Here is a 12,574-nt window from a genome sequence, read left to right on the forward strand (position 1 = left end):
CAAGCAAGTAAAATAAGCATGAAATGCCACTACTTGCCGTATAGATTGAGCAGTGTACACCGCAATTAAAAATCTAACCAGCTGGGGTTAGATTGCGTATAATCCTCCCTTTTTAGCGGATCCGATCAGAACCATGCAACGTGCCGACCTTCTACTTGTTGAATTAGGATTTGCCCGCTCGCGCACCCACGCGCAACAATTGATTAAGTCAGGCAGAGTGCAAGCCGAGATCAAAGGTAAGTGGCAACTTCTTAAAAAATCCGGGCTAAAGTTAGAAGCTGATACTCCATTTGAGGTTGAAGAAGATGAAGGTGACCGTTACGTCTCACGCGGTGCTTTAAAACTTTTAAAGGCACTAGATACTCTTCAGCTCGAACTAACCGGTAAAACAGCCATCGATGTAGGCCAATCTACAGGGGGCTTTACTGATTGCTTATTACAAGCTGGAATTGATGCAGTCGTTGGAATAGAAGTAGGCCACGATCAACTGGCTGATAAGCTACGCACAGATCCTAAAGTCACTTGCTATGAAGGTATCAATGGCAGAAACCTACCGCATGAGATGCTTCTAGAGCATACAAACGGTCAAGGTTTTGATCTAGCAGTCATGGACGTTTCCTTTATCTCGCAACGTAAAATTCTGCCTTCGTTAATTCCGCTTATCGCTAAGAACGGATATTTAATTAGCCTTGTAAAGCCTCAGTTTGAGGTAGGGAAAGAAGGTATAGGTCGAGGAGGTATTGTCCGAGATAGCTCACTCTACCCCCAAGTCAAAACTCAGGTAGCAGAGTGCTGTGAGGAATTAGGGATGAATATTGTCGATTACTTTGAAAGCCCTATAAAAGGTGGTGATGGAAATCGAGAATTCTTAATCATTGCCCAGAAAATCTAATCTTTTGTTGAGTAGCTGTAAACTACCTCAACAGCCGTACCACCATTTTCATAAGTGATGCTATCACAGAGGTCGGATACTAAGGCAATACCTCGACCACTAAACTGACCCACACTGGCAGTTTGCTCATTCTGCAACCAATGCTCATAATCAAAACCTTCACCACTATCTTCTACTCGAACTAAAAGCCGTCCTCCATGTGCAAAGCGCGTATGTTGAAGGTAAAGAGAAACAGCTCCTGTCGATAGTGCCTCCAACCTTCTTTCACGTTCGCTGAAGTACTCAGCAAATCCTTCAGGAGACGCCTTAAGGCTAGATTCTAATTTCAATACACCGTGATCAAGAGCATTCACATACAGTTCAGTTAAAATACTGAAAACGCTATGCCACTGATCACCACCGCCCTCAGACTCTTGCAGTCGACTTAAAGCCTGAGCAACAGGATTAATACGAGCTAAACTTCCACCTTGCAGCTCTAAATTCCAGTTCCAGATATCTAGAATAGAGGCTTCATTAACATCCAATTCGATGCCGCAGGGTGTGATAGGTTTCAGATCATTGGCGGTCACACTTCCCGGGATATCAATCAGCGATATATCATCCTTCTGAATATTACCATCAACAAAATCGCCGAGATCTGACAAAATGATATCAACCAATTGGGTATCTGCATCATTGTTCTGTGACGCAATCGATTGATATAACCTATCTTCGCCAAACTGCTCAGCTAAATGATTTTCTGCCTCAATTACACCATCACTGAGCAACAGAATATGATCATCAGGCTTAACTTTTGTATGTTCAAAATTAAGTTCTTTAACAGACGGGATAATACCTAAAGGCGGATGGCTCGAAACAATACGCTGTACCACTACCCCCTGCGAAATCACCAAAATATCGGGTAGGCCGCCATTCCATATTTTAGCGGTACCATCCTGGCTTAACGTGACAATAGCAGTCGCAAGAAACATCCCCGTTGGTAACAGTTTTTGTAACTTACGGTTTATTTGAGCAATGATCTCTTCAGCATCATAACCCTTAGCAGTCATTGCCCTAAAGGTTTCAGAAAGCGGCAAAGCACCAATTGTTGAGGTCAAACCGTGACCTGTAAAATCCCCCAACAGGACATTCAGCTCACCATTTGGGCGAAAGGCACTCAGCTGAACATCACCACTGAACGTTTCTGCAGGCTGTTTATGAATACGTATCTGATCAAGAGCAACGTTAGCAGATTCAACAGCACCACTTAATAACTGCTCTGCGACCTCTTCTTCCCGAGCACGTAAATGGTTTAAGCGATTAACCTGCCGATATAGCTGCGCAATTCGTCTTAGTGCAACAATTTTCCCTTCTAGTAATTCAAAGGGGAAAGGGCGCTGAATATAATCATCACCACCTGCATCAATAGCCTGACGAATGACATCTTGACCTTCTGCACCCGTAACAAAAATAATAGGTATGAAGCTATCTTTTGCGGCTTGTTTGATTTGCAGGGTCGCTTGAATACCATCCATCCCAGGCATATTGATATCCATAAGGATTAGACTGGGGTTTAACAACTCATACTTTTCGACAGCCTCTTCACCTGTTTCCGCAAAAACGGCTTCCAAACCCATCTCTTGAATCATCTGGCCTAAAATTTGACGATTCAAACGCATGTCATCAACGATTAAAACTTGATTATCGCCACTACCGCCTTGCCTTAGTTCAGCTTCAACCATAAATCATTAGCTCTCGATAGTTACAAACTGATCGAAATTCGCGATTGTCAAAATCTTATGAACCGACTCATTAGGTTTAGATATTATTACTTTGCCACCTTTCTTCTCTGCATGCTCTTTCAACAAAAGAATCATACCCAACGCAGAACTATCCATATAAGTAGCATTTGAAAGGTCTACTTTAAAAATAGCACCTTCTGTATCGACATTACGGTAAGCATCACGAAAAGATTGATGTAAGGAGTAATCAAACTGCTGAGACACAACGATATTGATTGTTTTATTATCACCAGCATTTTGTACTGAAATAGCCATACTTTATCCCATCAACTATAGTCTTTTTTGGTTAGTAGAACGCTGCTAGAACAATTCCACTTCCCCTTCGTCCATATCATTCTGTGCGACAGTTCGTGTCTGATTACGCTGTACTGACTGCTCTCTGAGTTCCTTACAACGAGAAACACAATGTCCAGCAGCAGCACCATTCACCTGATGATCTGGCGTGATTACATTTGAAATCAATGTAGATACCTCATTCAAGGAATCTACATTGTGCTCAACTGAAGAAAGCGCTTGCGAGGAGATATCCTCGAATTGCAAAGATCGTACAGCCTGATCAACACTACTACTTAGTTGAGTACCAATATTTGAAATTTCAATAACTTTTTCATTTAAGAAATGATTCATATTAGCCATATGCTCAAGCATCTGGCCCATCTTATCTTTTGTACCGATCGTATCGCTCATATCTGTAGAGGCCATTCCCCCTACTGTGCTTCGCAAGATTTCGATAGTTTCTTTAGCCGAGCCAATCTCTTCGCGAATCTCATTATTCAAACTAGCTGAGTTAATTGATAATGTACGTACCTCATCGGCAACTACCGCGAAGCCTCGACCAGCTTCACCCGCTCGAGCAGCCTCAATACTTGCGTTGAGAGCCAGTAAATTTGTCTGACTTGCTAAACCTTCAACATTTTCAATTAAGCCAAAAATACCATCCAGTTTTTCAACCATATCATCTATATGGTGAACGGTTTCAAGACTGTTCTTACTTACATCAACCATCACATTTACAAACTGATCTAAGGTGCGACTAGTTTCAGAAATAAAGCTTTGGATACTAAAGGTTTCTGGGTTTAGATTCCCTTCAGCAATATCATCCCCTTCATGGGTTTGATCAATAATTTCAGCAGTCAACGAAGCCTGACGACTCGCCAAATCATGCATGGTATGAAAACTATCACTCATCAAATGAACTGACTCTTTAATCAACCCATCTACACGCGAGACTTCTTGATTAACGATCATCGCATCGTGTACAAGCGTCTGAGAAACCTCTTTAACTGCATCATGCAGAGCAGGATCAACAGCAATTGATGCTCCCATCATTTGGCTAGATTCTTGTTCACTGCGGGTATGTGAAACGGCTGATACTTCCTTTAATACAAACTGAGAGATCAAAGCCGGAATTAGCACGACAAGACAGATGAGGGTCACGGTACTTTCAAGCCCTAAAAACTCAGCAGCTGCTAACACTAAACTTGCTGCTAGAGCAGCAACCAACATTATTTTCTTTAACGTCATTTAGCTAACCTCAATCACTCAAAATTATGACAGGTGCTGCACCAACCGTTGTGCAATATCATTTAAAGGAACAACCTCTTTAGCTGCACCTAGCTTTACAGCAGTGCCCGGCATTCCCCATACGAGACTTGTAGCCTCATCTTGAACAATGGAATGAGCACCCTTATCCACAAGGCCTTTCATAGCAACAGCACCATCCTCACCCATACCCGTAAGCATAATCGTTGTTATATTCCTTTGATCTAAAGAAGCAATAGAATTAAACATTACTTCCACAGAAGGCTTATGGCGATTTACCGGAACACCATCATCTAACACACAAATATATTCATGCCCTTTCTGTTTAATGCATAAATGGGAATCTCCTGGTGCGATATATACATGACCAGGTTTGAGTACATCACCTTCTTTTGCTTCAGCAACGTTTAAATCACAATTTTTATTTAAACGATTTGCAAAACGATCACTAAAGCTAACTGGGATATGCTGGGTAATGATTATCGGTGGCATATTGGCAGGCAATGAAGCCAAAATATGATGTAGAGCCTCAGTACCACCAGTAGATGACCCTATAGCAACAAGTTGATTTCTTGCACGCACTAAAGGCGTTTTGGAAACCACTTTGGATATTTGTTCTCGATGATTTCGGTTAAATTTCAGCTTTGCAGAAGTAGAAGCCGCAGCTTTGACTTTCGCCACCAAATCAGACTGAAATAGCTCTAGATGATCATCTGACTGTGTATTTGAAGGCTTAGCAATATAATCTACAGCCCCTATTTCTAAGGATTGCAGAGTAGCATCAGCACCTTCATGTGTGAGCGTTGACAACATAACCACCGGCATCGGATTTAGCTTCATTATATTCTTTAAAAACGTAATGCCATCCATCTTTGGCATCTCGATATCAAGCGTTAGAACATCTGGCTTTAATTGCTTAATTTTGTCTCTAGCGTCATATGGGTCAACAGCGGTACCTACAACCTCAATACTAGAATCCATGGACAATAACTCACTGATCACACCACGGACCAAAGCAGAATCATCGACTATTAATACCCGAGTTTTTTCCATATCAGGGTAATTTCCTTTAAAACAGTTCAACATCTGAATCATCTAGATGCTGATCAACATCAATTTGGTAAGAGCGCTCTTCAGCAATTACACGCTGGTCATCACGATGATCAAGCTTGTTGACTAACATACGACCAGTTGTTGGAAAAAATGCAACACGGCGAGCTTGATCTCCACCTAAATCTGAGGCTATCAGTTTTAAGCCTTCGTCATCTATATACTTAAGAATGAAATCTATGTTTTGTTGACCAATATTGGCGATACCAGACATCATATTCCCACCGCCGGTTAACTTTACCTGTAAATTTTCACGTAAACAGCCATGTTTCATTAGCTCATTAATTAGCTGTTCCATCGCAAATAAACCGTAACGTGACGAACGCTCAAGGTCATCATTTGACCCACCCGTTGGTAACATAAAATGATTTAAGCCGCCGTAGCCGGTTACCGGATCAAAAATACAAGCCGAAATACAAGAGCCCAATAAAGTCGTAATAACTAATTCGTCATTAGCGATATAAAACTCACCAGGCTTTACCTTAACAGCATAAAGCTCCCAGCGCGGTTCCCAGAAAGAATTAAAATGCTCGAAACCGGAAACCCCCTTAGGGCGTTTTACATCCATCGTCATCCAGCTTACCCAACCTTCCTATAGATGGTTTTACCCACTAATTCAAAGTTACTTGCATGGCGAGCTAAAGCCTCTGAATGCCCGACAAACAGGTAGCCATTAGGTTTAAGTAAAGCATGCATACGATCCAATAATCTCGCCTGAGTACTTTGATCGAAATAGATCATTACATTCCGACAGAAAATAAAATCTAAAGGACCTTCTATTGGCCAATCTTGCATCAAATTCAGATAATTAAATTTAAGTAAATCTTGAAGTTCAGGTTTTACTCTCACAAAACCTTTATGCAAACCTTTTCCCTTTAAGAACCAGCGTTTAACTTGATTACTTGGTAGGTTTTTAATTCTATCGTCTGAATAAATACCCGATTTCGCACTACTTAAAACCTTTGAATCTATATCTGTCGCAAGTAAGCGGATGTCCCAGCAAGAAGGATCAAGACCTGATTCCAGCAGCGTCATTGCTAAGCTATAAGGCTCCTCTCCTAAAGAGCAACCTGCCGACCATGCTCTAACCCGATAACAGCCATTCTGTTCAATCTCTGGAATTATGGTATTCGCTATAAAATCAAAGTGATGCTTTTCACGAAAGAAAGCCGTTAGATTTGTTGTAAGCGCATTGATAAATTGGCTAAATTCAACCGGGTTGTTATCTAAAAAAGAAAAGTAATCATCAAAATTAGAAAGCTTTAATTCTCTTAAACGACGTACCAAACGGTTATAAGCCATATCCTGCTTATGATCCGCCAGTACAATGCCAGCATAATCGTACAACTCATCCCTTACCTTAACAAAATGATTCCTTGTAAAGGTAAACTCACGGGATCTAGTAGAATCTGATGCCATTAAGGTTCCCTGAAATTAAGAAGAGTAGTAAACAGCCTACCTTGCCCCAGTAGACTGTTTAGATATTACTTAGAACTCTTCCCACTCATCTCCACTAGCACCAGCACTCACAATTGGCTGTTTTGGTACTGTACGCTTAACTTCAGGTTTTCGTTCGGTTTGGATATTCTGGTTTGCTAGCTCCCTTAGGCGACTAACACCTTCAGATTTAGCAGTAGCTTGCACTAAGCTGGATTGACCTTCAGCTTCAACAACTTCAAATTGGTTAACCAAAGTTTGAAGCTGGCCTGCTTGCTCCTCCATAGAAGCAGATGCAGCTGCAACTTCCTCTACCAAGGCCGCATTTTGCTGCGTACCTTCATCCATTTGTGTTACAGCAATATTAACTTGTTCGATACCAATAGCTTGTTCACGACTGGCAGCAGCAATTTCACTGATGATTGTAGAAACATTTTTAATCGCTTCCATAATTTCAGCTAAAGCCTTACCGGATTCGTCTACAAATAGACCCCCCTCTTCCACTTTTTCTACGCTATCGCTAATAAGCTCTTTAATCTCTTTCGCTGCGCTTGCACTGCGTTGAGCTAAGCTACGCACTTCAGATGCAACTACTGCAAAACCTCGGCCCTGCTCACCCGCTCGGGCAGCCTCTACAGCAGCATTCAATGCAAGTAAGTTAGTTTGGAAAGCGATCTCATCAATCACGCCAATGATTTCTGCAATTTTGGTAGAGCTCGCTCGGATATCTCCCATTGAGGTCACAACCTTATTGGAGATTTCACCGCCTTTCTCTGCCAATTTCTGAGCATCTGTTGCTTGATTACGCGCCTCATCGGCATTATCCGCATTTTGCTTAACCGTACTGGTCATCTGCTCCATGCTCGCTGCAGTTTCTTGCAGACTAGCAGCTTGCGCTTCGGTACGAGAACTTAGAGTTGTGTTACCACTGGAGATTTCAGAAGCACCTGTTGTAATACTTGCACCAGCCGTTCGAATCTCACCAACCATAGTATTCAGGTTATGCAAGGAGCTATTTAGAGCCTCATTTAGTTCTGCGAATTCGCCTTGGAAATTACCTGACATTTGCTGGGTTAAATCACCATCAGACATCGCACTTAAGACGCGTTTAACTTCACGGATAGGCTCAACAACCGCATCCAGCATTTGGTTAACGCCCGATGCAATATTAGCCATAAAGCCACTGTAAAGCTCGACATCAAGACGCTCATTCAATTCGCCTTGTGAAGCTTTTTGGATCAAATTAGCAACTTGGTCTTCTGCAACAAGCTGATCAGTAATATCCATCCATTCAACGACTGTACCTAAACGTTGATTGCTTTCATCAATTACTGGGTTCGCTATCAAACTAAAGCTACGCTGACCAACTTTAATTTTCCCTTTGTAAGTAGTCTTAAGCCCTTCCAGCATACGACGCTGATGTTCAGGGTTCTTATGGAAGATATCAAAATTAGAACCAAGAATTGCATCGGTATCAAAATCAGGTAACTGCTGGCGAATATCCTCTTCTGCATTTCTCATCATGCCAAGAACAGCATCATTACAGTAGATAATATTGCCATCATTATCGGCCAGCATAACGTTAGAAGAAACGTTATCTAGCGCAACTTTGATGCGAGACGCGCGGTTCGCTGCCTCCTTGGCATCATTTACTTCATAACCAAGTTTCGTCGCGAGAATTTTTACATTTCGTTTCAGCTCACCCGTTTCACCAGGCTCATCTAGTGGTATTGGTGCTAAATATTCGCCTTCGCTGATATCCAGCATGTGACGTCTAGCTTGCTCTAAAGGCTTAATAACGCTGTTTTTCAAACAGTTATTGGCACCGAACAGAACAATCAGGAAGGCAACAACAGGACCAATCATCAATGCTTCCGCAGGTATTCCCATGAAGTAAATGGCAGCATTAATCAACAGCGCTGCAACAACCGCTACCACCGCATGATGGTTGATCTGACCTCCAAGGTTCTGCTTTGGAACAGCATTAGGTGAAGGTATCGTTGCTTCATTGCGCTTCAACTTTGAATATAAAGCGGTAGCTTGCTCGATTTCGTCCTGACTAGGGCGAGTTCGTACAGACATATATTCAACAATTTCACCATTGCGGAAAATAGGGGTCACATTGGCTTTAACCCAATAGTAATCACCATTTTTACAACGATTTTTTACTAATTTTGACCAAGGGCGGCCCAACTTAAGGGTCTCCCACAGATCTTTAAAAGCAGCTGGAGGCATATCGGGGTGACGGACCACATTGTGGTTTTTACCCACTAACTCATCCCGACTAAATCCACTGATCTCGACAAAGTCCGGATTGGTATAAGTAATAATCCCCTTCAGGTTGGTTTTTGTAACAAGTTCCTGACCATCTCTGAGCTTAACTTCGCGATCCGTAACCGGCTCATTGATTTTCATTTCTTATCCTCCGCCCCTATGCTTCCACTTCAGCTTTTGTTGGCGCATCGATCGCCAACTCATCGGAATTCATTAATTCATCTATGTCCATCAGGACAATCATTTTGTCATCCTGCGCCACTAGGCCTGTGATAAATTCAGCATTTATCACGCCACCTATCTGTGGTGCAGGTTGTATTTGATTCGTAGCAAGTGTGTATGTCTCAGCAACTGCATCAACAATAATTCCCATAACGCGTTGACAACTGCCACTATCGACATTGATCACAATCACTACCGTTGTAGGTCCATATTCCACAGGTTTTAGACCAAACCGCAAACGCAGATCAATCACAGGAATAATAGCCCCACGTAAATTTAAAACACCTTTAAGGTAATCAGGCATATCTGGGACATGCGTTACTGGTGTCCAGCCCCTAAGCTCTTGGACCCTTAGGATATCCACGCCGTACTCTTCATTATCGAGTAGAAAACTAAGATATTGGTGCCCATCTGCTGTTTGTTCTAAAAGCTCAGATTGTTCCTGCCATTCAGTATCTGTCATGCCACAGCTCCCTGACTAGCCTGTTCACTCCGAGATATTTCGTTTCTTTTCTGTGCCGCTTTAGCCGTTCCAAAATCCAAACCGCGCTTCATCAGACCGGCTATATCGAGAATAAGAGCGACACTGCCATCACCTAGGATAGTTGCGCCAGCAAACCCTTCAATGCGCTTGAAGTTAACCTCTAAACTCTTAATAACTACTTGCTGCTGACCAAAAAGCTCATCCACGATTAGACCAACTTTCTGACCACCATTTTCAACAATGGCAATTAAGTGAGTATCTTGATGATCTTCTTCAATTGGTAACTTGAATAGAGAACGAAGATTAATTAGCGGTATGTACTCTTCGCGGAAATGAAGCAATTTATTTTCACCCGCAATAGGGCTCATCGCGGATTTGTTAGCAAGGATTGTTTCCACAATAGAAATCAAAGGAACAATGTAAGTTTCGTTATGAACTCGAACAAGTTGACCATCTAGAATGGCTAAGGTCAGAGGCAGACTAACACTAAAGGTCGAACCATGGCCCGGTTCAGAAGTAACGCTAACATGTCCGCCTAACGACTCAATGTTACGTCGTACCACGTCCATGCCAACACCACGACCCGACAGATCGCTTACGGCATCCGCCGTAGAAAAGCCCGGTTTGAAGATAAGTTCATTAATTTCGCTGTCGCTAAGTTGCTGATCGGCTGTTATAAGACCGTTATCCAATGCTTTTTGATAAATCTTTTCGGTGTTTAATCCACGTCCATCGTCAGTGATATCGATAATGATAAAACCGCCCTGATGGTAAGCATTAAGCTCCACCCTTCCAACTTCGGATTTACCCGCGGCAACTCGCTCTTCTGGCGCTTCCAAACCGTGATCAAGGGAGTTTCTAATTAGGTGAACCATAGGGTCACCTATTTTCTCCATAACTGTCTTATCGATCTCAGTCTGCTCGCCGGTGATAACCAGTTCTACTTTTTTACCAAGCTTACCGCTCACATCGTGAACCAAACGCGGGAAACGGTTGAAAACAAAACTAATTGGCAGCATGCGCACACGCATCACATCTTCTTGCAGATCACGTGTGTTTCGCTCTAACTGTTCCAAACCCGATTGCAGACGCTCAACTTCCGAACCACCTGTAATTTCGGCTAGCTCATCACCTACCTGCCCAAGCATGGCTTGCGTAATTACCAATTCACCAACCCGGTTAATTAAGGCATCAATTTTATCTGTATCGACCCGAATTGAACTACTTTCAGCCGCTTTTGGTTTACGAGCGGTATTGGTTTGATTTTTAGCTAATGGGCTTGATTGTTGCTGCTCAGACTTAGGTTCTGCAATTGGCTCTATAGCAGGGCTTGGCGTTTGAACCGGGGAGTTCTCTTCACTTTGTAGTGGTGTAATTTGCTCAGTTGGCTCTTCGCTATCCTCTGTAGAGAATAGTTTCTGTACTTTAGCTTCAATCCCTAAAGTACATTCATCCTCAACCCACTCAAAAACCTCTTCTATATCTGCTTTACTGCATTCAGATACAAGATCTAGATTCCACGAGAGTAGCAATTGCTCAGGGTTTAGCTTATCAAAATCAACTAACCGCTCTAGATTTACTTGAATCTTGAGGTCTCCCAACTCCTCTAAGGCTTCAAACATGAAACTTGGTTCATTGCCTGTTTCAAGAATTGTAGGGCTAGGAATAAATGAGATGGACCAGCCAGCATCGCTGCTTTCAGAATCTGTTGGCAGCTCCACACTAGAGGAGGCTTCACCTTGAGAAACTTCAAGTTCACACTCATCTTCTACCCATTCAAAAACTTCTCGAATGTCTTCTTCAGAACAATCTTCAGATACAAGCTGTAACTGCCAAGAAAGAAATAGCTCTTCAGAGGTTAGCGAATATAATTCAGGTAGATCCTTAAGATTTGGTGTTACAGTCAATTCGCCTAGATCAGCTAATGCTTCAAACATAAACGCAGGCTCGTGCCCTGCCTGAAGCAGATCACGATGAGGGATAAACGTTATATTCCAGCACGATTTTTTCACATCAGTTTCTACCGAGTTGCTTTCGGTTGTCTCTGAGGCTATCTGATCTTGAGAAGGTTCTTGACCTAAAGCTTGCTCTAAGCGCTGTTGTACCTGTTGGATCTGGGCTGCATCAACTTCAGGGCCATCTTGAGCTGCTTCAAGCAACATTTTGATACAGTCTACCGACTCTAATAAGAGGTTAACGAGTTCTGGCGTTATTGACTGTTTGCCACTGCGCAGTTCATCCAACAGTGTTTCCACTACATGGGTAAAATCTGCGACTTCATTAAAACCAAACGTGCCTGCACCACCTTTTATAGAGTGAGCTGCACGAAAAATGGTATTGATCGTTTCTTCATCGGCTGAATCAAGGTTTAGAAGGCTGGATTCCATCACCTCCAAACCTTCATAGCTCTCTTCAAGGAAAGTAGCTATAAACTGCGATAGATCAATACTCATAGTTCTATCTACCGTACTACGCGCTTAATAGTGCTAAGAAGCTTCTCAGGATTAAATGGTTTAACAAGCCAACCAGTTGCACCCGCACCTTTACCCCTCTGCTTCATTTCAGGGGAACTTTCAGTAGTTAAAACTAAAATTGGTGTAAATTTAAAAGCTGGTAACTTACGCAGTTCAGCGCATAAAGTAATACCATCCATAATCGGCATATTTACATCAGTCAAAACTAAATCAAAACGACCTGTCTGTGCCTTACCTAAAGCTTCCTGCCCATTAGCCGCCTCTACTACTTGGTAGCCTTCCTGTTTAAGGGTAAAGGTCACCATATTTCTTAGAGAAGCCGAATCATCAACAACTAAGATGCTAGCCATTTATAAAA

11 protein-coding genes are annotated in these 12,574 nt (G+C 42.4%); 1 reads left to right on the top strand and 10 read right to left on the bottom strand.

Going from position 1 to position 12,574, the window contains the following annotated elements:
• The first annotated feature begins 133 nt into the window (after window positions 1–133).
• Window positions 134–892, top strand: a complete 759-nt coding sequence (locus ACMXYP_RS10830) for a TlyA family RNA methyltransferase (RefSeq protein WP_415881658.1) — start codon at window positions 134–136, stop codon at window positions 890–892.
• On the opposite strand, the gene ACMXYP_RS10835 is transcribed toward ACMXYP_RS10830, so the two are convergent.
• The 10 genes from ACMXYP_RS10835 to ACMXYP_RS10880 form a co-directional block, all read right to left on the bottom strand.
• Complete coding sequence (locus ACMXYP_RS10835) at window positions 889–2,613, bottom strand: ATP-binding SpoIIE family protein phosphatase (RefSeq protein WP_415881659.1); 1,725 nt, start codon at window positions 2,611–2,613, stop codon at window positions 889–891. The two genes, ACMXYP_RS10830 and ACMXYP_RS10835, sit on opposite strands and share 4 nt — an antisense overlap.
• 6 nt (window positions 2,614–2,619) lie before the next feature.
• Window positions 2,620–2,928 (bottom strand): STAS domain-containing protein, encoded by a 309-nt coding sequence (locus ACMXYP_RS10840; RefSeq protein WP_415881660.1) that lies wholly within the window; start codon window positions 2,926–2,928, stop codon window positions 2,620–2,622.
• Between the two features lie 45 nt (window positions 2,929–2,973).
• The gene (locus ACMXYP_RS10845) at window positions 2,974–4,197 is read right to left on the bottom strand and encodes a methyl-accepting chemotaxis protein (RefSeq protein WP_415881661.1); all 1,224 of its coding nucleotides are present in this window, start codon (window positions 4,195–4,197) and stop codon (window positions 2,974–2,976) included.
• A 24-nt stretch (window positions 4,198–4,221) separates the two neighbouring features.
• Window positions 4,222–5,268, bottom strand: a complete 1,047-nt coding sequence (locus tag ACMXYP_RS10850; RefSeq protein WP_415881662.1) for a protein-glutamate methylesterase/protein-glutamine glutaminase — start codon at window positions 5,266–5,268, stop codon at window positions 4,222–4,224.
• A 16-nt stretch (window positions 5,269–5,284) separates the two neighbouring features.
• A complete protein-coding gene (locus ACMXYP_RS10855) occupies window positions 5,285–5,899 on the bottom strand; it encodes a chemotaxis protein CheD (RefSeq protein WP_415881663.1) in 615 nt (204 codons plus the stop codon).
• 5 nt (window positions 5,900–5,904) lie between these two features.
• Window positions 5,905–6,744, bottom strand: a complete 840-nt coding sequence (locus ACMXYP_RS10860; protein ID WP_415881664.1) for a CheR family methyltransferase — start codon at window positions 6,742–6,744, stop codon at window positions 5,905–5,907.
• A 69-nt stretch (window positions 6,745–6,813) separates the two neighbouring features.
• Window positions 6,814–9,177 carry a methyl-accepting chemotaxis protein gene (locus ACMXYP_RS10865; protein WP_415881665.1) on the bottom strand — a complete coding sequence of 788 codons (2,364 nt, stop codon included), beginning with the start codon at window positions 9,175–9,177 and terminating at the stop codon, window positions 6,814–6,816.
• 16 nt (window positions 9,178–9,193) lie between these two features.
• Entirely contained in the window at window positions 9,194–9,721 is a 528-nt protein-coding gene (locus ACMXYP_RS10870) for a chemotaxis protein CheW (protein WP_415881666.1), read from the bottom strand.
• Complete coding sequence (locus ACMXYP_RS10875; protein WP_415881667.1) at window positions 9,718–12,195, bottom strand: chemotaxis protein CheW; 2,478 nt, start codon at window positions 12,193–12,195, stop codon at window positions 9,718–9,720. The genes ACMXYP_RS10870 and ACMXYP_RS10875 overlap by 4 nt, the downstream gene beginning before the upstream one ends.
• 8 nt (window positions 12,196–12,203) lie before the next feature.
• Window positions 12,204–12,566 (bottom strand): response regulator, encoded by a 363-nt coding sequence (locus tag ACMXYP_RS10880; protein ID WP_415881668.1) that lies wholly within the window; start codon window positions 12,564–12,566, stop codon window positions 12,204–12,206.
• Window positions 12,567–12,574 lie beyond the last annotated feature (8 nt).

This window comes from Neptuniibacter sp. QD34_54, from assembly GCF_047778055.1.
Taxonomy (GTDB): Bacteria; Pseudomonadota; Gammaproteobacteria; order Pseudomonadales; family Balneatricaceae; genus Neptuniibacter.

Coding starts and splice junctions, on each gene's coding strand:
- ACMXYP_RS10870 (WP_415881666.1), bottom strand. CDS start 9,721: ATGACAGATACTGAATGGCAGGAACAATCTGAGCTTTTAGAACAAACA.
- ACMXYP_RS10830 (WP_415881658.1), top strand. CDS start 134: ATGCAACGTGCCGACCTTCTACTTGTTGAATTAGGATTTGCCCGCTCG.
- ACMXYP_RS10865 (WP_415881665.1), bottom strand. CDS start 9,177: ATGAAAATCAATGAGCCGGTTACGGATCGCGAAGTTAAGCTCAGAGAT.
- ACMXYP_RS10835 (WP_415881659.1), bottom strand. CDS start 2,613: ATGGTTGAAGCTGAACTAAGGCAAGGCGGTAGTGGCGATAATCAAGTT.
- ACMXYP_RS10850 (WP_415881662.1), bottom strand. CDS start 5,268: ATGGAAAAAACTCGGGTATTAATAGTCGATGATTCTGCTTTGGTCCGT.
- ACMXYP_RS10860 (WP_415881664.1), bottom strand. CDS start 6,744: ATGGCATCAGATTCTACTAGATCCCGTGAGTTTACCTTTACAAGGAAT.
- ACMXYP_RS10880 (WP_415881668.1), bottom strand. CDS start 12,566: ATGGCTAGCATCTTAGTTGTTGATGATTCGGCTTCTCTAAGAAATATG.
- ACMXYP_RS10875 (WP_415881667.1), bottom strand. CDS start 12,195: ATGAGTATTGATCTATCGCAGTTTATAGCTACTTTCCTTGAAGAGAGC.
- ACMXYP_RS10855 (WP_415881663.1), bottom strand. CDS start 5,899: ATGACGATGGATGTAAAACGCCCTAAGGGGGTTTCCGGTTTCGAGCAT.
- ACMXYP_RS10840 (WP_415881660.1), bottom strand. CDS start 2,928: ATGGCTATTTCAGTACAAAATGCTGGTGATAATAAAACAATCAATATC.
- ACMXYP_RS10845 (WP_415881661.1), bottom strand. CDS start 4,197: ATGACGTTAAAGAAAATAATGTTGGTTGCTGCTCTAGCAGCAAGTTTA.